This window comes from Helcobacillus massiliensis, assembly GCF_033106145.1.
In the GTDB taxonomy this organism is placed as follows: Bacteria; Actinomycetota; Actinomycetes; order Actinomycetales; family Dermabacteraceae; genus Helcobacillus; species Helcobacillus massiliensis.
Genome location: NZ_CP136959.1, coordinates 162134 through 185270, shown reverse-complemented (window position 1 = coordinate 185270; position 23137 = coordinate 162134). Strand labels below are relative to the sequence as shown.

The following is a 23137-nucleotide window of genomic DNA, read 5'->3' as shown; positions in this document are numbered from 1 at the left end:
AATTCGACGGATGGTCGTTATTCGCGCTGAATAGCGACCATCCGTCGAAATCTGTCCGGGGTTCCCGGACCGGCGCGCTGGGCGGGCCGGGCCAGATCGGAGTCAGTCGTCCTCGGAAAAGGTCTGCAGCAGCGCGTTCTCCACCAGCTCCGGCATCGCCGGGTGGATCCAGTACTGGTGACGTGCCATGTCCCGCGCCGTGATCCCCAGGCTCATCGCCTGGATGAACTGCTGGATCAGCGTGGGCGCCTGCGGGCCGATGATGTGCGCCCCCAGCACCTCCGTGGACGCCGCATCCACGATCAGCTTCAAGAAGTCGCCCTCGTTCTCCATCGCCCACCCGTAGGCGATGTCGCTGAACTTCTGCACCGCGACCCGGATCTCCCGCCCGGAGCGCTCCGACCAGTCACGGGCCTGCTGCTCCGTCATCCCGACCGTCGCGATCTGCGGGTGCGTGAACACCGCCGCCGGGACCGGCATCTCATCAGCGCGGCGAAGATCATCGGGGTGCAGGATGTTGTGCCGCATCGTGCGCTGCTGATGGTTCGCCACATGCTTCAGCTGCACCGGCGAGGATACGTCGCCGAACGACCACACGCCCTCCAGCACACGGCCCTGCGGATCCAGAACCCGTTGGAAGGCATCCACGGTGATCACGCCGTTCTCATCGACCCCGAGACCGCCCGCCCGGGCGTCCAGCAGGTCACTGTTCGGAACGCGGCCGGTGGCGACCAGAATGTCCCCCACCTGCAGCTGCGTGCTCTCACCGTCCTCGTCCAGGGTGAGGTGGACGGACCCGTCGGCCTCCCGCCGCGCCGCGGTGATCGACGTGTTCGTGTGCAGCGTGCAGCGCTCGCGGGACACCTCGGTGATGCGTTCGGCGATGTCGCAGTCATAGGAGCGCAGGACGAGGTCGGAGCGGGCGATCAGGTGTACCTCGACCCCGAAGGAGCGGAGGATGTGGGCGAACTCCAGCGCGATCACCCCGGTGCCGAGCACCGCGATCGACTCCGGCAGCTGCTCGATTCGCATGATGGTGTCCGAGGTGAGGGGGTCGAGGTCACGCAGACCGGGCACGTCCGGGATCATCGGGCGGGAGCCGGCACCGATGATGACGGTGTCCGCGGTGAAGGCGCGCTGCCCGCCGTCGTTGAGGTCCACAGTGACGGCCTTCGGACCGGTGAAGCGCGCGGTACCGCGCACCAGGGTGAGGTTCTCGTTGTCCTCATGGTCCGCGCGGTACTCCTGGCCGCCGCAGCTGATCGCGTCGATGCGGCCGAACACGCGGTCGCGCACCGCCGGGAAGTCCACCGCGGAGTCCGGCAGGTCCACCCCCAGCTTCGGTGCCTCCTCCGGGGCGGAGGCGACATCGGCAGTGTGGACGAACATCTTCGTGGGGATGCACCCCACGTTCAGGCAGGTGCCGCCGAACACGCGGCGGGGGCTGACGCCGCGGTCCACGAAGGCGATGGTGCGGTTCGCGAACTCGGGGCCGGGGAACGAATTGCCCGACCCGGAGCCGATGAGGAGGATGTCGACATGCTCTGCTGCGGAAGTCATGACAGCAATCCTAGGCGGCGCGGCGGGTAACCCGATCCGGGCGGCCGATAGCATGGGCGGGTGCTCACCCTGCTCGACACCCAGCCAGAATCCACCGGCCGCATCCGTCTGCTGAAGCGGCCGATCGAGCACGAGTTCACGATCCAGAAGTCCCGCTTCATCACCCTCATCGCCCCCGTCACGGCGGTGGAGGACGCCGATGAGCTGATCCGGGAGCGCCGGGCCGCCCACCCGAACGCCCGCCACACCTGCACAGCGCTCGCACTCGGCACTCCCCTGTCCCTGCAGCGGTCCAATGATGACGGCGAACCGGGCGGGACGGCGGGCCTGCCGATGGCGCAGGCGCTGCGCGGCCGCGACATCACCGACGCCGTCGCGATCGTCACCCGCTACTTCGGCGGCGTGAAGCTCGGCGCCGGTGGCCTGACCCGTGCCTACGGGTCGTCCGTGACGGAGGCGCTGGATGCGGCGTCGGCGCAGGGGCTGATCCTGGAGAGGATCGTGCACGAGGTGACGTGCGCATCCGTCGGCTATGACATCGCCGGCCAGGTGGAGGCGCAGGTGCGGTCGTGGGCGGAGGGTCCATCGGCACCCGAGCAGACGGCGGTGCTGGAGGCGGACTACGGCGCGGACGGTTTGGAGATCATGATCGGGCATCTGCCGACTGCGCGGGAGGACGTGGCGCGGGCGATCGCGGAGATCAGTGCGGGCCGCGCCAGCGTCACCACCGCCGGGTGGGCGCACGTGGACATCCCCGCCGCCGACTGACCCCGCCCCCGGTCGGACTCAGCACCAGCGGCCGAACGGCCGCGCGGCTCAGCACCGGCGCGCCGATACCGCGGTGCGCCTCAGCGCCGGGTGACGGCGTCCACCACGGTCCGGGCCTTGATGAGGGTCTCCGTGAACTCCTCATCCGCCGTCGACAGGCGCGTGATCGCGCCGCCCACCCCGAACGCGACCCGGTCGCGCTCCGCGGTGATGGTGCGGATCACGATCGAGAAGGACGCGGACCCGTTCGTGGACAGCCAGCCGATCGCACCGGAGTAGACCCCGCGCGGGCCCTGCTCGAGCTCGTCGAGGATCTCCACGCTGCGCACCTTCGGAGCGCCGGTCATCGAGCCGCCGGGGAACGTCGCAGTCAGCACATCGAGGGCGTCGCAGTCGCCGCGAAGGGTGCCGCGCACGGTGGAGATCATCTGGTGGACGGTCGCGAAGGATTCGATGGCGAACAGAGACGGCACGTGGACGCTGCCGAAGTCGCTGACGCGGGCGAGGTCATTGCGGACGAGGTCCACGATCATGAGGTTCTCGGCCCGCTCCTTACGTGAGGCGAGCAGCGCCGAGCACAGCCGCTCGTCCTCCTCAGGGGTGTGGCCGCGGCGGGCGGTGCCCTTGATGGGACGGGATTCGATGACGCCGTCGGATCGGACTTCGATGAAGCGCTCCGGGGAGGCGCCGATGACGGAGAAGTCGCCGCACCGCAGCAGGGCGCCGAACGGCACTTCTGCGATGGTGCGCAGCCGTTCGTACACGGCGAGCGGGTCGAGGTCGGCCGGATCGCAGCCGAGGGCGTCGCGCGTGAACTCCGCTTCGTTGGTGAGGCACAGTTCGTAGCTGTCGCCCCGGTCGATGAGCTCCTGGCAGCGGCCGATGAGGGCGCGGTAGGCGTCGGCGTTGTGGCGCAGGGTGATGGCGGCTTCGACGTCGACGTCGGTCAGCGGCGCCCGGTCGGCGGCGGCCGCAGCAGAGCCGCCCACCGCGGCGGCCGCTGCGGGCTCAGCGGGGCCGGCGGCGAGGACGCTCTCGATCAGCCGACGGGAGCTGACGCGCCACGGCTCCCGCCGGGCTGCCGGGTCATCAGCGGCGGGGCCGGGGATGCGCTCGAGTTCGGCGAGCCAGATCGTCTGCTCCCGGTGGTCGATCACCACGGCGCGCTGCAGGAACAGCAGGTGCGCGTCCGGGGTGGACGCCGGTGCCTGATCGGGCAGGCCGAGCGTCTCCGCCTTCAGGCCGTACCCGAGGAAGCCCACGTAGCCGAGCTGGAATTCGGCGAGGGCGCGCGGCAGCTCCTCCTGTTCGTCGGTGCGGGGCGCCACGCGGATCTGGGCGAGCTGGTGGCGGGCCGAAGCAGCGAGGGTGGTGCCGGTGCGGATGGTGTCGGATCCGTCGGCCCACCGCAGACGGGTCTCCCCGACGCGGGACCCGCCGGGGGAGCTGACGTGCGCGCTGTGGGTGATGACGTGGGAGTCGGGGCCGTCGAGGGCGCCCATGACGGAGATCTCGGCGCGGGCGTCGTGGGAGTTGGAGTCGAGCCAGACGGCGGTGTCGTCGTCGGCGTAGAGGGCGCGGAAGAGGGCGTCGCCGTCGGCGGTGAGCGGGATGGGGCCCTCGAGCGCGAGCCGGTGGGTGGGGTGCGCTGTGGGGGTTCCGACGGGTGCGCGGCGCGGCGCGGGGCCGCCGGTCTGGGCGGCGCTGGTGCCGGAGCCGGGCGCGAGGTCGATGCCGAGGAACGTGCCGATGATGAGGCGGCCCGCGTCGGAGCGGATCGACTCGGGGTGGAACTGCACGCCGATGAACGGGTGGGTGCGGTGGCGGATCGCCTGGATGACGCCGTCCTCGGAACGGGCGGTCACCTCAAGGGCTTCGGGCAGTTCGGTGATGGCGAGGGAGTGGTAGCGGACCACGGTGAACGGGGAGGGGACGTCCTCGAACATCGCATCGCCGGTGTGGGTGACGAGCGATTCGAGGCCGTGCATCGGTTCGGGGGCGCGGGAGACGCGGCCGCCCTCGACCACAGCCATCAGCTGCAGGCCCAGGCAGATGCCGAGCACGGGGACGGAGCGGGCGGCGCAGGCCGCAAGGACCGCGGGGCAGATGCCGACATCGGCCGGGTTGTGGGGTGTGCCGGGACCGGGCCCGATGATGACGTGGGTGAACTGGTCGAGGAGGTCGGCGACCGCGTCGGGGCCGTAGTCATCGTTGGCGATCACGACCGGCTCCTCCCCCGTCACCGACGCCACCAGGTGCGCGATGTTGTGGGTGAAGGAGTCGATGTTGTCGACGATCAGAACGCGCGGCGCGCTGCCGATGCCCATCAGTGCCCGAACCTCCCGAGTTCTTCAGCGGCCCCTGGCGGGGCGTCAGTCGCGGTCGGTGAGCGCGCGCAGGTCCTGCGCGCCGGCCCACAGCCGCTGTTGGAAACTACCACGTGAGGGGGTTGCGCCCCGGCCAGCAGCGAGGCCGACGGGTGCGCCGTCCACGTGCGTGACCTCCCGGATCGTGTGCAGGGCGCTCAGCAGCCACACTGCGTCGGCGTCCCGGAGCTCGACGGGGGTCAGCGGAGCGGTGGTGGTGCGCAGCCCGTCGGCCTCGGCGGCGGCGATCAGCGCTTCCTCCGTGGTGGAGGGCAGCCGGCCGACGGGTGCCGCACTGACCAGGGCGCCGTCGCGCCACGCGACGACGGTGCCGAACGCGGTTTCGCGGATGGTGCCGTCGGGGCCGAGGAGGAGGGCGTCATCGGCGCCGGCGCGCACTGCTGCCTTGCGCACCGCGGTCTGGAACGGGAAGTCGGGGCCTTTGATGTGGGGCCGGGTGCGCTGATCGGGCCCGGGGTGGGTGATGAGCCGGGCGGTGGCGCTGAGGCGGTCCGGGGTGATCGGCCGGGGGTCGATGCTGAGCATCCCGGGGGCGTCGCCGAGGAGGATCTGCGGGAACAGCAGCGGGCCCGCGTCCGCAGCGGCGGTGCGCAGCTCGGTGAGGGCGGTGGTGATGGCGGCCTGGTCGGCGCCGGCGGCCGCGAGGCGCCGACGGTGCCCGTCGGGGTTGATGAAGGCGCTGCCGCGCAGGAGGAAGGAGGTGCGGGCGCCGGGGACCCAGGCGGGGGCCGCGGTCCACGGGGTGGTCACGGTACTGGATCCGACTGGTCGGATGATATTTTCCTCGACTGGCGCATGAACGCAGTCTAAACGGCGGCGTGAGCGAGTGCGCCCATAGAATCCATGCACGCGATGCACATCGTTGTGCAGAGCCCCCGCACCAGCAGTGCGGTCTGAGTCGCCGACATAGGAGTCCCCGACGGCATGAAACTGTTCCAATCCCTTCTCTTCAGGATCCTGATTGCGATCGTCCTCGGCTTCGCCGTCGGCATGATCGCACCGGAGTGGCTGAGCCGCACCTTCCAGACCTTCTCCACCCTGTTCTCCGGGTTCCTGGGCTTCGCGATCCCGCTGATCATCATCGGCCTCATCGCCCCCGCGATCGCCGAGTTCGGTCGCGGCGCGGGCAAGTGGCTCGGCGTCACCGCCGGCATCGCCTACTGCTCCACCATCTGCGCGGGCCTGTACGCCATCGCCGCGGGCTACCTCACCTTCCCGTTCCTGCTGAACCGCGGCGGGAACCTGAAGGAGGTCGCCAACCCCGAGGATGCCGGGTTCAAGCCGTTCTTCGAGATCGTCATCGATCCGGCGTTCGGTGTCCTCACCGCCCTGCTGATCGCGTTCGTCCTGGGCCTCGGCATCGCCGTGCTGCGCTCGCAGGGCAAGAACACGCTGTTCAGCGTGGCCGATGAGTTCCGCACCGTTGTCAACCTGCTGATCTCCTCGCTGATCATCCCGCTGCTGCCGGTGTACATCTTCACCGTCTTCGCCACCATGACCGCTGACGGCACCCTCGGCGAGATCATCCTCGACATGCTGACGATCGTGGTCCTCGCCTTCGTGCTGACGGCGCTGATGCTGATCTGCCAGTACACGGTCGCCGGCGTCATCACCCGCCGCAACCCCCTGACGTCCCTGGTCGGCATGCTGCCCGCCTACGCCACCGCCCTCGGCACCGCTTCCTCCGCGGCCACGATTCCGGTGACCACCCGCTGCGCGCAGAGCATCGGCGTGTCCAAGCCGGTGGCGAGCTTCGTGATCCCGCTGTGCGCCACCATCCATCTCGCGGGCTCCACCGTGAAGATCACCCTGTTCGCCCTGGCGATCATGTGGACCACCGGCGCGACCATCTCCGTGCCCGCCCTCATCGGCTTCGTGTTCCTGCTCGGCATCGCCATGATCGCCGCGCCGGGCGTGCCGGGCGGCGCCATTGTGACCGCTGCTGCGCTGCTGCAGTCCAACCTCGGCTTCAACGAGTCGCAGGTGGCGCTGATGGTCGCGATCTACATCGCCATCGACTCCTTCGGCACCGCCACCAACGTCACCGGTGACGGCGCCATCGCGATGATCGTGGACAAGCTGGCGCAGGGCCGCGACATCGTCACCGGCCGCACCGGTCGTGACGCCGAGGCGAACCTCGCCGCGGCCGACGGCCCCACCGCGGCCTGAGGCTCCTCGCCTTCGCGCATCTCCCCCAACCGGCGGATCCCTTCGGGTCCGCCGGTTGTCTATTCTCGTGGGCATGACCGTTCCCGCCCCTGTCGGCACTGATCCCGCCGGTGCAGGCCCCGTCGGCCCCTCCCCCGCCAGGCCGGTGCGGCGCCTCCCGGAGGGCTGGCTGCGCCGCGACCTCCTGCTCACCGCGCTGCTGTGCGTGGTCAGCATCGAAATGACCTATCTGACGGCGTTCGCCATGCCAGGCCTGCTGCGGGTCGACACCGGCTGGGCCGTGCTGGTGGGTGTGGCGATCTGCCTGCCCGTGGTGACGGCCCGCCGCTTCCCCATCCCCACGGGCCTGGTGATGATGGCGATGTTCACCGGCTTCGGCATCGCCACCGGGTTCGAAACAGTCGGCACCAATATCGCCATGTTCCTGGCGATGCATGCGATCGGGGCGTGGGAGCCGAACCGTCGGCGAGCCACCATCGCCCGCACCGTCATCGTGGTCATCGCCTGCACATGGATCCTGGGCGAAGCGGTGCGCGGCTTCTACGACCCCACCACCGGTGAGCGCGGCGTCAACGCCTACTTCGCAATGCTGATGATCAACGTGACGGTGAACCTGTTCTACTTCACCGCCGCGTGGGTGTTCGGCAACCGCGCGTGGCAGCAGGCGCTGCAGCGGCAGGACCTCGAGGACGCAGCCGCCACCATCGAGGATCAGCGCACCGTCATCGCGCGCAACGCCGTGGAGCTGGAGCGGATCCGCATCGCCCGCGAACTGCACGACGTCATCACCCACCACGTCAGTGCCATGAGCATTCAGGCCGCGGCGGCGCGGCGCCTCCTGCACCGGGACGCGGACCGCGCCGAGCAGTCCCTGCTCTCCGTGGAGTCCTCCGCCCGTTCCGCGATCGAAGACCTGCGCACCATGGTCGGCACCCTGCGTGACCCGTCCACGAACGCGCCCTCCCCCACGCTCGCGCAGCTTCCGGAGATCGTGGAGGATGCTCGCCGCGCCGGCCAGAAGGTGGAGCTGCGCGTGCTGGACCCCCTCACCGATCTGCAGGAGACGGCGTCGACCGCGCTGCTGCGAATTGCTCAGGAGTCCCTGACGAACGCCCGCAAGCACGCCGGGGCGGCCGCCCGCGTCACCGTCACCCTGCGCCGACGTTCCGACGATGCCGCCGAACTGGACGTCTCCGATGACGGCTTCGCCCGCCGGTCCGCTCTGCCCGGCACCGGGACCGGCATCCAGGGGATGCGGGAGCGCGCCGAAGCAGTCGGCGGCACCCTGGAGGCCGGCGCGAAGGAGACGGGCGGGTTCCTGGTCCGCGCCGCTGTCCCCATCCGAGGAGGAACCCCATGATCCGCGTCCTGCTGGTCGACGACCAGGCGATGATCCGCACCGGCTTCGCCGCCATCCTCTCCACCGCCGACCTCGACGGCGAAGCGATCGAGGTCGTCGGGGAGGCGGCCGACGGGGCCCAAGCGGTCACCATGGTCCAGGAGCTCCTGCCCGATGTGGTGCTGATGGACGTGCAGATGCCGGTGATGGACGGCATCGAAGCGACCCGCCGCATCACCGCTGAGGACGGTGCACCCGCCGTGCTGGTGCTGACCACGTTCGACCGCGACGACTACCTGTTCTCCACCCTCGATGCGGGCGCCTCCGGGTTCCTGCTGAAGACCGCGGAAGCGGAGACGCTGATCAACGCGGTGCGGGTGCTCGCCCGCGGCGATGCGCTGCTGGCGCCGGAGGTGACGCGCCGCGTCATCGCCCGCAACACCGGTGGCAGCGCTGACGGCTCCGGCGCTGAGTCGCCGAGCGCGCCGACGAGGTCTGCTGACGCTGCTGAACCGGCGCAGGCGCAGCACCCGTCGGCCGCTTCCCCGGACGCGGCCGCCGCCCTGGACCGGGCCCCCACCCCGGAGGCGCAGCGCGCCCTCAACCTCCTCACCGCTCGGGAGCGCGATGTGTTCGACCTCGTGGTGCAGGGCCTGTCCAACCGGCAGATCGCCGAGCGCCTGTTCCTCGGCGATGCGACGGTGAAGACGCACCTCTCGAACGCTCTGATGAAGCTGCAGATCCGCGACCGCATCCGTGCCGTCATCTGGGCGTACGAGAACCACGTGGTCGGCTGAGAAGATCTCCCCCGCATATCTCCCCCGGGTGGGGGATCTGCGGCGGACCACGGCTCCGTAGGTTGGAGCCATGATCACACTCACCGACATCAACAAGACCTACGGCACCCACCATGTGCTGCGCGACGTCTCGTTCTCGATCAAACCCGGGCTGATGACCGGGTTCGTGGGCGGCAACGGCGCCGGCAAGACCACCACCATGCGGATCATCCTCGGGGTCCTCTCCCACGACTCCGGTGAGGTCACCGTCAACGGCGAACGGATCGACGCCGACTTCCGCGCCCGCGTCGGTTACATGCCCGAAGAGCGCGGCCTGTACCCGAAGATGAAGGTGCTGGACCAGCTCGTCTTCCTCGGCCAGCTGCACGGCATGAGCGCCAGCTCCGCCCGCAGCAGCGCCACCGACCTGCTAGAGCGCCTCGGCCTCGGCGAGCGCGGCGGCGACACCCTCGAATCCCTGTCCCTCGGCAACCAGCAGCGCGCCCAGATCGCGGCGGCGCTGGTCCACCAGCCCACGGCCCTCATCCTCGACGAGCCGTTCTCCGGCCTCGACCCGATGGCAGTGGACACCACCCTGGAGGTGCTGCGCGATGTCGCCGCCTCCGGCGCACCGGTCCTGTTCTCCTCCCACCAGCTGGATGTGGTGGAGCGGCTGTGCGACGAGCTCGTCATCATCGCCAGCGGACAGATCGCCGCAGCCGGCACCCGCGACGAGCTGCTGCGCGCCGGCGCTGAGCCCGATTGGGAGCTGCGCGCCGGCTCCGACACCGGCTGGGTGCGGGACATGCCGGTGACAGTCCGCGAGTTCGACGGCGGCTACGTCCGATTCGCCGCCCGCTCCCTGGAGGACGCCAACGCCGTCCTCGCCGAAGCGCAGGCCCGCGGCACCGTCCTCTCCTTCGGCCAGCGCACCCCCACCCTGCACGAGATCTTCACGGAGGCAATGCGATGAACACCCAGGCACCCCACACCGACCCCTCGACCAACTCGGGCAGCACTGCCGAATCCAGCCGCGTCACCCGCGGCGGCGCCGGCGCCGGCGCCTCCGCCCGCCCCACCTTCTGGCAGGCCGCCCTCACGATCGCTCGTCGCGAGATCATGGTGAAGCTGACCAGCCGCGCCTATGTCCTCTCCACGGTCGTCGCCCTCGCCCTGGTGCTGTTCGCGGGTCTCGCCCTGCCGCGCATGGGTGAGATCTTCTCCTCCGAGGACACGATCGCCGTCACCGCGGACACGAAGCCGCTGGTGGATCAGCTCGGCGACGGCTACACCGCCGAGGTCGTCGCCGACACCGACGCCGCCGAGGCCGCGGTCCGATCGGAGAAGGCCGACGCGGCTGTCGTCCCCTCGGACTCCTCCCCCACGAAGGTCGCCGTGATCGGGCTGCGGGACACCCCCGATGAGCTCACCGGGGTCCTCTCCCTGCGCCCGGAGGTCCAGCTGCTGGATCCCAATGCCCCGAACCCGCTGCTGGTCTACATGATCGCGCTCGGCTTCGGCCTGATCTTCATGATGATCGCGATGACCTACGGCCTGCAGATGGCGCAGTCCGTGGTCGAGGAGAAGCAGTCGCGGATCGTGGAGATCATCCTCGCGACCGTCACGGCCCGCGCCATCCTCGCCGGCAAGGTGATCGGCAATTCAGCGCTCGCATTCGGCCAGGTGGGCCTGCTGGCGCTGGCGAGCCTGCTGACCGTGCAGATCAACGGCGGTGTGCTCAACCTCGACGGCCTCGGAATGCCGATCCTGCTGTTCGTGGGACTGTTCGTGTTGGCGTTCCCGATGATAGCCTCCCTGTACGGCGCTGCGGCGTCCCTGACCTCCCGCCAGGAGGACATGAACCAGGTGGCTGCTCCGCTGATGTACCTGGTGATGTTCCCGTACATCGCGGTCCTGATCTTCCATGACAACCCTGCCCTGATGACTGTGCTCGGCCTGTTCCCGTTCTCCTCTCCGGTTGCGGTGCCCGTGGGCGTGTACACCGGACAGTTCTCCTGGGGCTTCGTGGCGCTGAGCGCGGCGATCCTCGTGGCGTCCCTGGTCCTGGCCGTGATGTTCGCGGCGCGGGTGTACGAACGCTCCATTCTGCGCACCGGCAAGCGGATCTCCTGGAAGCAGGCTCTGCAGGGCTGACGCGCTGCGCCTGGCGGGACGCGGCCGGCGCGCCCACCGCAGCCGGCGCGCCGCGGCTGACGATCCTTCTGCGCAATCGGGATTTCGCGCGAGGAAAACCCCGAACTCGACGAAGGATCGTCGGGGTCGCGGCCCTGGGGCTCCGGCACCGCCACAACAGCGCATCACCACGCTGACCCGACCGCACAGCACCACGCTGGCCCGACAGCGACGAACCCCTGGCCTCACCGTCATGACGGTGGGACCAGGGGTTCGTCTGCTGTTGTACGAGTGGGCCCTGCGGGGATCGAACCCGCGACCGGCGGATTAAAAGTCCGATGCTCTGCCAACTGAGCTAAAGGCCCCTGCTCGAAGCCCTGCCAGTATAGGGGAGCTCAAGCCAGCCGACGGAATCAGGGAGAACGACGCCTCACACCGAGCACACCGCGCACATCGGCGCTGCGGCATCCGTCGGCCCGACCGCCCCGCAACTCTCTGACCGCGCTCCCCGCCCCCGGGCGGCAGCGCAGCCGGATCAGCCCGCGACGTCCTCCTCTCAGCCTGCGACGTACCCCATCCTCTTCGAGATCTGTTCAGCGGTGTCGCGCACGGTCGCCAGGATGAGGTCGCGGTGCTCACCCTCCACGCGGGCGCGCGGGGCGGAAATGGTGACGACGGCGGCGAGATCACCGTCGTAGTCGTGCACCGGGGCGGAGGCGCCGAACTCCTGCGGATGGGTGAGCCCGTCGTTCACGGCGATCCCCTCACGGCGCACCGACTCCAGCAGAGTCAGCACCTGCCTGCGCTCCTCCGAGCTGCCCACCGGCGGCGCCGACGAGATCTCACCGGATCCGATGATGCTGAGCGCCTCATCCGCATGGAGGTAGGACATCGCAACCTCAAACGAGGAGCTGTGCCAGCGGTTGTACCGGGTGCCCACGTACTGGGTGTGCTTGACGAACTGGGGGCAGTCCACCTGCTCCACGACCACGGGGAACACGCCGTTGAACACACTGAGGGCGGTGGTCTCGCCAGTGGTGTCGGTGGCCTTCTCCAGGAGCTCGGCGGCGACTTTGCGGACGCTGAGGTTCGCCAGCAGCGGGCCGGCGAGCGAGATGAGGCCGAGACCGAGCATGTACTTGCCGCTGCTCTCGCTCCGCTCCACGTAGCCCGCCTCCGCCATGCCCTGCAGGATGCGGGACACGGTGGACTTGTGCAGGCCGACCCGTTCAGCGATCTCGGTGACGCCGAGGACGGGTTCGGCGATGGTGAACGCCTCCAGAACGCTGAAGCCGTTCAGCAGGGACGCGGCGATCCCCTGCGGCTTCGCGGTCCTCTCGGCGCGCTCGGAGTCCGAGACTGGTCGTCGACTCATGGGTGCTGTCCCCTCTCGTCAGCATCGGTCTGCGGGCAAAAGCCCAGTTCAGTGTAGGCCGATGAAGGCCGACGGAACCCGGGAAGAGGAATTCCGCGAAACCCCTTCCATTGTGATGCACCGCACTGTATTGTTCTCTGCATCAGCAACTTAGTTTCTGACTCAGCAACAGTAGAGATGGTGGTCGGACCGCACCGCGACCGACCTGACGAAAGGACACTGGCATGACCGACCAGAACAACGACATCGAATCCCGCCTCTCCGCGATCCTCGAAGAGGCGTTCAAGGCAGGCGAGGGCATCTACAACAAGCGCGGCTTCAAGCGCCGCGTGGGCTACGGCAACCGCCCGGCGATCATCCACATCGACCTCGCGAACGCCTGGACCCGCCCCGGCCACCCCTTCACCTGCGCCGGCGTGGACGACATCATCGAGAACGTCCAGAAGATCAACGCCGCCGCCCGCAAGAAGCACGTGCCGATCTTCTACACCACGAACGTCTACGAGAACACCGACGCCACCTCCGGCACCAACGACATGGGCCTCTGGTACTCGAAGATCCCCACCGAGACCCTCCCGCGCGACTCCTACTGGGCGCAGATCGACTCCCGCATCGAGCCAGCGCCGGAGGATGTGGTCATCGAGAAGAACCGCGCCTCGGCATTCCCCGGCACGAACCTCGAGCTGTTCCTCACCTCGAACCGCATCGACACGCTGATCGTCACCGGCGCCACCGCAGCCGGCTGTGTCCGCCACACGGTTGAGGACGCGATCGCGAAGGGCTTCCGCCCGATCATCCCCCGCGAGACCATTGGCGACCGCGTACCCGGCGTGGTCCAGTGGAACCTCTACGACATGGACAACAAGTTCGGTGACGTCGAAGCGACCGACGACGTCGTCGCCTACCTCAACAACCTGCCCATGTTCGAGGACACCGAGCCGAAGACCCTCGCCGACCCCCAGCCCGAGGTGGAGTGCCCGGCCGATCCGGAGGAGCGCCTCTGACACTCCCCGGGTGAGGTCTGCCTCGTCCACACCAACGGCCCGTGCCGCAGCATCTGCCCGATGTCGCGGCACGGGCCGTGCCGCCTCCTCCGAATCCCCCAGCTCTAGGAGCACCCATGTCCACCGCATCCGATTCACCTCCCGACGCCGCGCCCGCCAAGGTCTCGCAGCAGACCCTCAACAAGGTGACCTTCGCCGGCGGCGCAGGAACCGTGGTCGAATGGTTCGACTTCGCGGTCTACGGCTTCACCGCCCCGATCATCGCCACCACCTTCTTCCCCGACTCCGAAGGAGCCACCGCCCTCCTGCAGACCTTCGCGATCTTCGCGGTCGCCTTCGCCCTGCGACCCCTCGGCGGCGCGGTCTTCGGCCGCCTCGGCGACCGCATCGGCCGCAAGAAGGTGCTGGCCATGACGGTGATGCTGATGTCAGTGGCCACCACCGCGATCGGCCTGCTGCCCGCCTACGCCACCATCGGAATCTGGGCACCGATCCTGCTGACCGTGGCCCGCTGCGCACAGGGCCTCTCCGCCGGCGGCGAATACGCCGGGGCCGCCGCGTACGTCATCGAGCACGCCCCCGATGACCGGCGCGCCCGCTACGGATCCGCCATGCCCGCCGCCACATTCGGCTCGTTCGCGGCGGCGGCCACCATCACCTGGATCCTGACGGAGCTGTTCGGCCAGCAGGGCATGCAGGACTGGGCGTGGCGCGTCCCGTTCCTCATCGCCGCGCCGCTGGGTCTGGTCGCGTTCTTCATCCGACAGAAGCTGGACGAGACCCCGGAGTTCCAGAAGGCGCAGGCGGAGCGGGACTCCGCTGAGGCGGAGCAGCCGTCGATTCGGTCCGTGGTCCGCAGAGAGTGGCGAGCCATGGCAGTGCTCGCCGGCTACATCTCCATCACCGGCCTGAGCTTCTACATGTTCTCCACCTACATGACCACCTTCCTGCAGCAGGTGGTGGGCATGTCCTCGGACACCGTGCTGCTGTCCAACGTGCTCGCCCTGGTGTTCGCCACGGCGCTCGCACCGGTCATCGGCATCATCTGCGACGGCGTGGGGCGCAGACCGATCATGTACGCCTCGGCGCTCCTCCTGGGCGGCCTCGCCATCCCGGCATATCTCCTAGCGCAGAACGGAACGCTGGTCACTGCGCTGTCCAGCCAGATCCTGCTGTCGCTGGGTGCCGTGTCAGCGAACGTGGTGACGGCGGTGCTGCTGTCCGAAGCATTCGCGACGGCGAGCCGCTACACCGCCTCCGCGATCACCTACAACGTGGCGTACGCGATCTTCGGCGGCACCGCACCCTACGTGGCGACCTATCTGGTGGACCGCACCGGCAGCGCCATCTCCCCCGCCGTCTACCTGACGGTGATCTGCGCACTCGGCCTGATCGCCATCCGCCTCATGCCGGAGACCAGCGGCCGACCCCTCGCGGAGCAGCTGACCATGACGGGCGACATCCCGGTGGTCGCAGCGGATGAGACCACGGACGACAGTGCCCCACATCACTGAGGGCTGACCCGACAGCACGGCTCCTCGTGCCGCCGCACCCGGGCAGAGACGAAGGAACGCCCCCTCCGCAGCGGAGGGGGCGTTCCTGGTGCTCAACCGCCGCAGGGGGTGCGGCTGGTCAGATCACGGTGATCAGCGGGCGGTGTTGCGGTCGCCAGCGGAGTTCTTGGTGATCAGACCGTAGACGAACATGACGATCAGCGCGCCGATGACGGCGAGGATGATCGTGCCGATGCTCCACGGGTTGTTGATGATGCCGGCAACGCCGTTGCCACCGAAGAGGCCGCCGATGAAACCGCCGACGATGGCGCCGACGACGCCGAGGACGATGGTGGCGCCCAGGCCCATGGCCTGACGACCCGGCATGATCGCACGGGCGATGAGGCCGATGATGGCACCGATGATGATCCAGGAAATGATTGCCCACAGAAGGCCCATGATGTTCTCCTTTAGAGGGAAGGGAAACCGATTGACTCTTGAATTATATCAAACCGTGACCATCGGTCAAATGTGTCGATTTCAGCGACGCACCCATCGCATCCGAAGCACGTCTCGCCCACTCAGCTTTTTCCGGGGCCCGGCGCCGCGTTTCCCCTGGACAACGCCCTGCAGAGCGCCATCATCTCGACCCGAGAGACGCCCCACCGAGAATAAAAGGTCCGAAATGTCCTTTGAAATTCTCCCGTGATACACACAAGCGCCTTCCGCTCATGCCGGCGGTAACGGACACAAAGACGGCAGGAGCCCCTCCACGTTTGTGGAGGGGCTCCTGCCTCGGAGGCTGATGCACCTCGACCAGAGGTGTCAGATGGTCGCGGCGAGGTGCTCCTCATCCACGACCAGCTCCTGCCTCACCGGTTTGCGGGCTCCGTCGGCCGCCATGGTGCGGCGCAGCTCCTTCGTCGCGTCCTTGTCGACCTTGCCGGCCTGCACGTCCAGCACCACTCCGTACACGTCGCGGGCCTGCTCCTCCGTGGTGAAGCCGTCGAGGACGTCGTTGAGCACGGCCTTCGGCGTGCGCTCGATCGGGTCGCCGTAGCCGCCGCCGGAGGGGACGGTGATCTCCAGGGAGTCACCCGCACGGAACATCTTGGCCGTGACCTTCGACGGCAGCGACTCCTCCCCTTCGCGGCCCGGGTTCTTCGTGAGCTTCGCGTTCGCACCGTCATGGCCGCCGAACACACCCCACGGAGCATCCGACTCCTGGCGGTCCGCCTCCGCGGTGATCACCGTGTCACCGAGGAAGTGGTTCTCGCGCACCACCCCGATGCCGCCGCGGTGCTTGCCGGGCGCAGCCGGGACGTCCGCCCGCAGCTCGTACCGGTCGGTCCGCATCGGGAAGCGGAACTCCAGCTCCTCGATCGGGTTGTTGCGGGTGTTGGCGATGAGGTTGTCGACCGAGTCGAGGCCGTCCCCGTCGGGTCGGGCGCCGTAGGAGCCCTCGTTGACCTCGAGGTACACCCAGTACTCCCCCTGTTTCTCGTCCCAGCCGGAGTAGGACATGAAGTGGATGTGGGCGGAGTTGCCGGCAGTGACCTTCTCGGGGATGACCGGGGCGAGCGCTTCGAGGGCGAGGTCCACCACGCGCTGCACCTGGCCGAAGCGGGCGCCGCACGCAGCCGGGTAGCTCGGGTTGAAGATCGACCCTTCTGGCGCGATCACCGTGATCGGACGCAGGATGCCCTCGTTCTGTGGCACGAACACCGGGTGCGCCGCCTCATCGAGGAAGATCATGCGGGTGATGAAACTGAACGCTGAGACCGTGGTGCCCTCGAACGGACAGTTGTAGGAGGTCTCCACCTGGGCCGCGGAACCGGTGAGGTCGTAGATGATCTCGTCTCCGCGGATTTCCACGGTCACCTTCAGCGGCAGCTTCCGGCCGTAGTTCTTGCCGTCGTCGTCCAGGTACCCCATCGGCGCCTCGTAGACACCGTCGGGGATCTTCGCGATCTCCTGGCGCAGCATCGCTTCGGAGTAGGTGAGCCAGTGGTGGCCGGCGCGGTCCACGGCCTCCACGCCGTAGCGCTCCACGAGTTCCAGGACCCGGTTGGAAGCGAGGGTGCAGGCGGCGATCATCGCTTCGATGTCGCCCTCGTTCTGCGTCGGTGTGCGCGTGTTGGAGAAGATCTGCTTCAGCAGCACCTCCTGGCGCACTCCCCGGTCCTGGATCTTCAGTGCCCGGAAGATCTGTCCCTCGGCCTGATTGTCGACCAGGTCCACGGCCAGGCCCGGGTAGGCGCCGCCGATGTCCAGCAGCTGACCGGAGGCACCGGCGAAGCCGATGCGCTTCCCGTCGTGGAAGATCGGGGTGATGATGGCGACGTCCGGCGAGTGGGTATTCCCCTCATACGGGTCGTTGTGCATGAAGATGTCGCCCTCGTTGATGTCGTCGCCGGCGAGGCGGATGATCGCCTTGACGATCTTCGGCATGGCTCCCATGAACATCGGGGTGGAGTCCGATTCGGCGAGGGTGTTGCCGTCGATGTCGAAGATGCCGGCGCCGAGGTCCTCGGATTCGCGGATGATGGAGGAGTACGACATGCGGAACAGAACCGACGCCATCTCCTTCGCCGCCGCAGTGAAAGCACCGCCGATGACGCGCATCAGGATCGGCTCGGCCAGTTCGGCGTCGCTCTTGCCCTCGTGCAACGGGGTGGAGATGACGATGTTGTTGGCGTCGTCGATCTCGGCGATGAACTTCGGCGGGATCACCACGGTGGCGTCGTACTGCTCGATGACGGCGGGGCCGTCGATCCGCATGCCGACGTTCAGCTTCTCGCGGTCGTAGAACGGGGTCTGCATGCCCTGCGGTTTGCCGTCGACGTCGAAGAAGGTCTCCTGGCGCGCCACTTCCGCGGAGGTGAGGTCGGTGCCGGTCGCCTCGTTCTTCGGGGCGGGCAGGTCGTCGATGCGGCCGTGGGCGACCACGCGGATGTTGACGATCTCCACATGGCCCTCCTCGAAGCGGTGCCCGTACTCGGCGTCGTGCGCTTCGTGGAACGCGGCGATCATGGCCTTCTGCCAGTTCTCGGAGCTGCCCTTCAGCTCGGGGACGCTCACCCGCACCTCGTAGCCCTGACCCACATAGCGGGCATCGGCGAGGCGCTCGAGGGTGCGGCGGTCCTCACTGACGCCGTCGTCATCGAGCTGGTCGGCGGCCTGCTTCTCAAGATCGGCGAACAGTTCGTCGAGCTGCGAGATCTTGAACGACTCATCGGGGAAGGTGAAGCGGGCAGTGCTCATGAACTCGTACTTCTGGTCCGAGGCGAGCAGGCCGGTGGCGGCGATGATGCCCGGGTGAGCGGGGATCAGCACCTTCGGAATGTCCAGCTCGGCTGCGATCTCGCAGGCGAACAGTGCGCCGGCGCCGCCGCCGGCCACGAGGGTGAAGTCACGCGGGTCATAGCCGCGGCGCACCGAGTTCTGCTCGATCGCCTGGGTCATGCCGAACTTCTGGATCTGCAGGGCACCCATGGCGGCCTCTTCGATGGACATATCCAGGGTCTCTGCCACCGGCTCCATCGCCTTGCGGGATGCGTCGATGTCCAGCTCCATCTCGTCACCGGCGAGCATGCGCTTGGCGCGCATCCGGCCGAGCAGCAGCTGCGCGTCGGTGGAGGTGGGCTCTTCGCCGCCGTGGCCGTAGCAGGCGGGGCCGGGGGTGGCGCCTGCGGACTGCGGGCCCACGCGGAACACGCCTCCGTCATCGACGAACGCGATGGAGCCTCCGCCGGCGCCGATGGTGTCGATATCGACCATCGGAACCATCGCCTGGTAGGCGCCCACCTTGGTGTCCAGCAGGTGGCGCATGCGCATCTGGCCCTTGTGCGCCACGCCGATGTCAGCGGAGGTGCCGCCGATGTCGAGGGTGACCACGTTCTCGAAGCCGGACTTCTTGGCGGACCAGATGCCGCCGATGAGGCCGCCGACGGGGCCGGACATGAGCAGATTCACCGGCTGCTCGGCAGCTTTCATGATCGGCACCATGCCGCCGTTGGACTGCATGAGCAGCATTTCGCGCTTGTAGCCCATTTCGGTGACGGCCTTGTTGAGGCGCTTGAGGTACTTGGAGACCTTCGGGCCCACGAAGGCGTTGAGGGCGGTGGTGGAGAAGCGCTCGAACTCGCGGTAGAGCGGCACCACTTCGTGCGAGGTGGAGACGAACGCCTCCGGGAACTCCTCGAGCACGATCTCCTTGGCGCGCAGCTCGTGCACCGGGTTGAGGTAGGAGTGCAGGAAGCAGATCGCCACGGACTTCACTCCGGCTGCCTTCAGCTCGCGGGCTTTGGCGCGGACGGAGTCCTCATCCAGCGGGATCAGCACATCGCCGTTCGGAGCGGATAGGCGCTCTTTGACGGTGAGGCGGTAGCGGCGCTTGACCAGCGGGTACTCCTGCCACGGCAGGTTCTGCTGGAGGGAGAAGTTGTACGGCTTCTTGTGGCGGGCGATGTGGAGGATGTCGCGGAAGCCTTCGGTGGTGATCATGCCCACCTTGGCGCCCTTGTGGGTGAGCGCGATGTTCGTGGCCACCGTGGTGCCGTGCACCAGCTGGTCGATTTCGCTGAGGTCCACGCCGGCCTTCTCGGACAGGCGCTGGAGCCCGTTGATGACGGCGCGGGAGGGATCGTCAGGGGTGGAGGGGACCTTTTCGATCACCACGCGTCGGGTGGAGTCTTCGCTGAAGTAGAGGTCGGTGAATGTTCCGCCGACGTCAACGCCCATGCGCTTCATGATTGGACCTTTCTGAGACAGTTCTCGACTGAAGCTCCTCTGTGGCCTGAGCCACAGGAGTTGCTTAGTGAGCAACCTTACAGACGGGGTAGCAACGCGACAAGCGTTTTGGGAAAACTGTTCAGTTAAGGAGTGAGGCCGGGCTCCACGCTGCTGCGTGGGGCCCGGCCTTCGTCCCTGGTCACCCGGCACAACGCCGCGGCGGCTCGTGCGCCGGATGATCAGAGCGGATCTTCGGGGATCAGAAGTCCCAGTCGTCGTCCTCGGTCTCTTCGGCCTTGCCGATGACGTAGGAGGAGCCGGAGCCGGAGAAGAAGTCGTGGTTCTCGTCGGCGTTCGGCGACAGGGACGCGAGGATCGCGGGGTTCACCTCGGTCTGGTCCGGGGTGAACAGCGCGTCGTAGCCCAGGTTCATCAGGGCCTTGTTCGCGTTGTACCGCAGGAACATCTTGACGTCCTCGGTCCAGCCGACCGGGTCGTACAGGTCCTCGGTGTACTCCTCTTCGTTGTCGTAGAGGTCCATGAGGAGGCTGTAGGTGTAGTCCTTCAGCTCGGCCTGGCGCTCAGCGGACTGCTTCTCCACGGACCGCTGGAACTTGTAGCCGATGTAGTAGCCGTGGACTGCCTCGTCGCGGATGATGAGGCGGATCATGTCGGCGGTGTTGGTGAGCTCGCCGCGGCTGGACCAGTACATCGGCAGGTAGAAGCCGGAGTAGAAGAGGAACGACTCGAGCAGGGTGGAGGCCACCTTGCGCTTATCCGGATCATCGCCCTTGTAGTAGGACATGATGATCTGCGCCTTCTTCTGCAGATTCTCGTTGGTCTCGCTCCAGCGGAACGCGTCATCGATCTGCGGGGTGGAGCAGAGGGTGGAGAAGATCTGCGAGTAGCTCTTGGCGTGCACCGACTCCATGAACGCGATGTTCGTGTAGACGGCTTCCTCGTGCGGGGTGACGGCGTCGGGGATCAGGGAGATCGCGCCGACGGTTCCCTGCACGGTGTCCAGGAGCGTGAGTCCGGTGAAGACCCGCATGGTGAGGGTCTGCTCGAACTCGTTGAGGCGGTTCCAGGACTGGATGTCGTTCGAGACCGGGACCTTCTCGGGCAGCCAGAAGTTGCCGGTGAGGCGGTCCCAGACCTCCTGGTCCTTCGGGTCGTCGATGCGGTTCCAGTTGATGGCCTGCACCGAGGTCTTCAGATGATCGGTGTTCATGCGATGTCCTTTCGGCAGCAAGGGAGGGCGGGCGTCACAGCATGCAGCTGACGCAGCCCTCGATCTCGGTGCCCTCGAGCGCCATCTGGCGCAGACGGATGTAGTAGATGGTCTTGATGCCCTTGCGCCACGCGTAGATCTGCGCGCGGTTGAGATCACGAGTGGTGGCGGTGTCCGGGAAGAAGAGGGTCAGCGACAGGCCCTGGTCCACGTGCTGCGTGGCAACGGCGTAGGTGTCGATGATCTTCTCGTAGCCGATCTCGTACGCGTCCTGGAAGTACTCAAGGTTCTCGTTCGTCATGAACGGAGCCGGGTAGTAGACGCGGCCGATCTTGCCTTCCTTGCGGATCTCCACCTTGGACGCGATCGGGTGGATCGAGCTGGTGGAGTGGTTGATGTAGGAGATCGACCCCGTCGGCGGAACGGCCTGCAGGTACGCGTTGTACATGCCGTGGGTCTTCACATCCTCGGCGAGCTGCTTCCAGTCCTCCTGCGTGGGCAGATGCGCGTTGGACTTCTCGAACAGGGAGCGGACCTTCTCGGTCTGCGGGGCCCACTCCTTCTCGATGTACTTCTGGAAGAACTCACCGGAGGCGTATTTCGAGTTCTCGAAGTCGTAGAACTTCTCACCGCGCTCCTTCGCGATGCCCATCGACGCCTTGATGGCGTGGTAGGTCACCGTGAGGAAGTACATGTTCGTGAAGTCCAGGCCCTCCTCGCTGCCGTAGTGGATGTGCTCGCGGGCGAGGTAGCCGTGCAGGTTCATCTGGCCGAGGCCGATGGCGTGGGACTTCGCGTTGCCGTTGGCGATGGTCGGCACCGAATCGATGTCGGAGGTGTCCGAGACCGCGGTGAGGGCGCGGATCGAGGTGTCGATCGTCTTGGCGAAGTCCTCGGAGTCCATCGCGTAGGCGATGTTGAGGGAGCCGAGATTGCAGGAGATGTCGCGGCCGAGCTCCGAGTAGGAGAGGTCGGTGTTCATCTCCGACGGAGTCGAGACCTGCAGGATCTCCGAGCACAGGTTGGAGTGCGTGATCTTGCCGGCGATCGGGTTCGCACGGTTCGCCGCATCCTCGAACAGGATGTAGGGGTAGCCGGACTCGAACTGGATCTCCGCGATGGTCTGGAAGAACTCGCGCGCCTTGATCTTCTTCTTGGCGATGCGGTGATCATCGACCATCTCGCGGTAGTGCTCGGAGATGTTGACGTCGGCGAACGGCTTTCCGTAGACGCGTTCGACGTCGTACGGGCTGAACAGGTACATCGGCTCGTTGTTACGAGCGAGCTCGAAGGTGATGTCCGGGATCACGACGCCGAGGGAGAGGGTCTTGATGCGGATCTTCTCGTCGGCGTTCTCGCGCTTGGTGTCGAGGAAGCGCAGGATGTCCGGGTGGTGGGCGTGCAGGTACACCGCACCGGCGCCCTGACGGGCACCGAGCTGGTTGGCGTAGGAGAAGGAGTCCTCCAGCAGCTTCATCACGGGGATGACGCCCGAGGACTGGTTCTGGATCTGCTTGATGGGCGCGCCGTACTCGCGCAGGTTGCTCAGCAGGAGGGCCACACCGCCGCCGCGCTTGGACAGCTGCAGGGCGGAGTTCACGCCGCGGCCGATGGACTCCATGTTGTCCTCCATGCGCAGGAGGAAGCAGGAGACGAGTTCGCCGCGCTGCGCCTTGCCGGCGTTGAGGAACGTCGGGGTGGCGGGCTGGAAGCGGCCGGTGAGGATCTCATCGACGATGCTGCGAGCGAGCTCCTCATCGCCGCGGGCGAGGGTGAGCGCGACCATCATGACGCGGTCCTCGAAGCGCTCGAGGTAGCGCTTGCCGTCGAAGGTCTTCAGCGTGTACGAGGTGTAGTACTTGAAGGCGCCGAGGAAGGTCTTGAAGCGGAACTTGTGCGCGTAGGCCTGGGCGGAGAGGGACTCGATGAACGAGAAGTCGTACTGGTCGAGCACCTCCTTCTCGTAGTACTCGTTGTCCACGAGGTACTCGAGCTTCTCGCTGAGCGAGTGGAAGAAGACCGTGTTGGGGTTGACGTGCTGCAGGAAGTACTCCCGTGCCGCCTCCCGGTCCTTGTCGAACTGAATCTGACCGTTGGAGTCGTAGAGATTCAGCATCGCGTTGAGCGCGTGGTAGTCGAGCGCCTTGGAGTGCTCGTGAGCCGGCATG

General features: G+C 67.4%; 16 protein-coding genes and 1 tRNA gene. 8 read left to right on the top strand and 9 right to left on the bottom strand.

The genetic code is table 11. From position 1 onward, the window contains the following. Positions 1–102: 102 nt before the first annotated feature. Entirely contained in the window at positions 103–1560 is a 1458-nt protein-coding gene (locus R3I40_RS00860; RefSeq protein WP_183376541.1) for a mycothione reductase, read from the bottom strand. A gap of 60 nt (positions 1561–1620) precedes the next feature. On the opposite strand from R3I40_RS00860, the gene R3I40_RS00855 reads away from it, so the two are divergent. Further along, a complete protein-coding gene (locus tag R3I40_RS00855; RefSeq protein WP_239375788.1) occupies positions 1621–2328 on the top strand; it encodes an IMPACT family protein in 708 nt (235 codons plus the stop codon). An 80-nt stretch (positions 2329–2408) separates the two neighbouring features. On the opposite strand, the gene pabB is transcribed toward R3I40_RS00855, so the two are convergent. Continuing rightward, the gene (gene pabB / locus R3I40_RS00850; protein ID WP_317700041.1) at positions 2409–4655 is read right to left on the bottom strand and encodes an aminodeoxychorismate synthase component I; all 2247 of its coding nucleotides are present in this window, start codon (positions 4653–4655) and stop codon (positions 2409–2411) included. Between the two features lie 45 nt (positions 4656–4700). After that, complete coding sequence (locus R3I40_RS00845) at positions 4701–5465, bottom strand: aminotransferase class IV (protein WP_285262524.1); 765 nt, start codon at positions 5463–5465, stop codon at positions 4701–4703. A gap of 174 nt (positions 5466–5639) precedes the next feature. On the opposite strand from R3I40_RS00845, the gene R3I40_RS00840 reads away from it, so the two are divergent. From R3I40_RS00840 to R3I40_RS00820, 5 genes are all read left to right on the top strand, one after another. Then, entirely contained in the window at positions 5640–6884 is a 1245-nt protein-coding gene (locus R3I40_RS00840; protein ID WP_259922747.1) for a dicarboxylate/amino acid:cation symporter, read from the top strand. Positions 6885–6957: 73 nt separating this feature from the next. Further along, positions 6958–8244 carry a sensor histidine kinase gene (locus tag R3I40_RS00835; protein WP_285262525.1) on the top strand — a complete coding sequence of 429 codons (1287 nt, stop codon included), beginning with the start codon at positions 6958–6960 and terminating at the stop codon, positions 8242–8244. Then, positions 8241–9020 carry a response regulator transcription factor gene (locus R3I40_RS00830; RefSeq protein ID WP_183376531.1) on the top strand — a complete coding sequence of 260 codons (780 nt, stop codon included), beginning with the start codon at positions 8241–8243 and terminating at the stop codon, positions 9018–9020. Before R3I40_RS00835 ends, R3I40_RS00830 begins: the two co-directional genes overlap by 4 nt. 70 nt (positions 9021–9090) lie before the next feature. After that, on the top strand, positions 9091–9972 hold the full coding sequence (locus R3I40_RS00825; RefSeq protein ID WP_259922741.1) for an ABC transporter ATP-binding protein: 882 nt from the start codon (positions 9091–9093) through the stop codon (positions 9970–9972). Then, the gene (locus R3I40_RS00820; RefSeq protein WP_239375778.1) at positions 9969–11153 is read left to right on the top strand and encodes an ABC transporter permease; all 1185 of its coding nucleotides are present in this window, start codon (positions 9969–9971) and stop codon (positions 11151–11153) included. Before R3I40_RS00825 ends, R3I40_RS00820 begins: the two co-directional genes overlap by 4 nt. Positions 11154–11424: 271 nt before the next feature. Here the strand turns inward: R3I40_RS00820 and R3I40_RS00815 are convergent. Together R3I40_RS00815 and R3I40_RS00810 are read right to left on the bottom strand one after the other, a co-directional pair. After that, positions 11425–11497: transfer RNA gene (locus R3I40_RS00815), tRNA-Lys, on the bottom strand. Positions 11498–11688: 191 nt separating this feature from the next. Continuing rightward, positions 11689–12507: an IclR family transcriptional regulator gene (locus R3I40_RS00810; protein ID WP_239375776.1), complete on the bottom strand. Its 819-nt coding sequence runs from the start codon at positions 12505–12507 to the stop codon at positions 11689–11691. 224 nt (positions 12508–12731) lie between these two features. On the opposite strand from R3I40_RS00810, the gene R3I40_RS00805 reads away from it, so the two are divergent. Both R3I40_RS00805 and R3I40_RS00800 read left to right on the top strand, forming a co-directional pair. Further along, positions 12732–13511 (top strand): N-carbamoylsarcosine amidohydrolase, encoded by a 780-nt coding sequence (locus R3I40_RS00805; protein WP_259922740.1) that lies wholly within the window; start codon positions 12732–12734, stop codon positions 13509–13511. A gap of 116 nt (positions 13512–13627) precedes the next feature. After that, on the top strand, positions 13628–15025 hold the full coding sequence (locus R3I40_RS00800; RefSeq protein WP_259922739.1) for an MFS transporter: 1398 nt from the start codon (positions 13628–13630) through the stop codon (positions 15023–15025). Positions 15026–15157: 132 nt separating this feature from the next. Here the strand turns inward: R3I40_RS00800 and R3I40_RS00795 are convergent, their stop codons facing one another. From R3I40_RS00795 to nrdE, 4 genes are all read right to left on the bottom strand, one after another. Beyond that, a complete protein-coding gene (locus R3I40_RS00795) occupies positions 15158–15463 on the bottom strand; it encodes a GlsB/YeaQ/YmgE family stress response membrane protein (protein WP_183377186.1) in 306 nt (101 codons plus the stop codon). Positions 15464–15829: 366 nt separating this feature from the next. Continuing rightward, positions 15830–19756 carry a hydantoinase B/oxoprolinase family protein gene (locus tag R3I40_RS00790; RefSeq protein WP_183377187.1) on the bottom strand — a complete coding sequence of 1309 codons (3927 nt, stop codon included), beginning with the start codon at positions 19754–19756 and terminating at the stop codon, positions 15830–15832. Between the two features lie 241 nt (positions 19757–19997). Continuing rightward, complete coding sequence (gene nrdF, locus R3I40_RS00785; protein WP_239375768.1) at positions 19998–20969, bottom strand: class 1b ribonucleoside-diphosphate reductase subunit beta; 972 nt, start codon at positions 20967–20969, stop codon at positions 19998–20000. Positions 20970–21003: 34 nt separating this feature from the next. Further along, positions 21004–23136: a class 1b ribonucleoside-diphosphate reductase subunit alpha gene (nrdE, locus tag R3I40_RS00780; protein ID WP_239375766.1), complete on the bottom strand. Its 2133-nt coding sequence runs from the start codon at positions 23134–23136 to the stop codon at positions 21004–21006. Position 23137: the final 1 nt, after the last annotated feature.

Bases quoted from the DNA above. Each gene is read 5' to 3' on its own strand.
- R3I40_RS00835 (WP_285262525.1), top strand. From the start codon at position 6,958: ATGACCGTTCCCGCCCCTGTCGGCACTGATCCCGCCGGTGCAGGCCCC.
- R3I40_RS00840 (WP_259922747.1), top strand. From the start codon at position 5,640: ATGAAACTGTTCCAATCCCTTCTCTTCAGGATCCTGATTGCGATCGTC.
- R3I40_RS00820 (WP_239375778.1), top strand. From the start codon at position 9,969: ATGAACACCCAGGCACCCCACACCGACCCCTCGACCAACTCGGGCAGC.
- R3I40_RS00860 (WP_183376541.1), bottom strand. From the start codon at position 1,560: ATGACTTCCGCAGCAGAGCATGTCGACATCCTCCTCATCGGCTCCGGG.
- R3I40_RS00805 (WP_259922740.1), top strand. From the start codon at position 12,732: ATGACCGACCAGAACAACGACATCGAATCCCGCCTCTCCGCGATCCTC.
- R3I40_RS00790 (WP_183377187.1), bottom strand. From the start codon at position 19,756: ATGAAGCGCATGGGCGTTGACGTCGGCGGAACATTCACCGACCTCTAC.
- R3I40_RS00795 (WP_183377186.1), bottom strand. From the start codon at position 15,463: ATGGGCCTTCTGTGGGCAATCATTTCCTGGATCATCATCGGTGCCATC.
- nrdF (WP_239375768.1), bottom strand. From the start codon at position 20,969: ATGAACACCGATCATCTGAAGACCTCGGTGCAGGCCATCAACTGGAAC.
- R3I40_RS00810 (WP_239375776.1), bottom strand. From the start codon at position 12,507: ATGAGTCGACGACCAGTCTCGGACTCCGAGCGCGCCGAGAGGACCGCG.
- pabB (WP_317700041.1), bottom strand. From the start codon at position 4,655: ATGGGCATCGGCAGCGCGCCGCGCGTTCTGATCGTCGACAACATCGAC.
- R3I40_RS00825 (WP_259922741.1), top strand. From the start codon at position 9,091: ATGATCACACTCACCGACATCAACAAGACCTACGGCACCCACCATGTG.
- nrdE (WP_239375766.1), bottom strand. From the start codon at position 23,136: ATGCCGGCTCACGAGCACTCCAAGGCGCTCGACTACCACGCGCTCAAC.
- R3I40_RS00800 (WP_259922739.1), top strand. From the start codon at position 13,628: ATGTCCACCGCATCCGATTCACCTCCCGACGCCGCGCCCGCCAAGGTC.
- R3I40_RS00830 (WP_183376531.1), top strand. From the start codon at position 8,241: ATGATCCGCGTCCTGCTGGTCGACGACCAGGCGATGATCCGCACCGGC.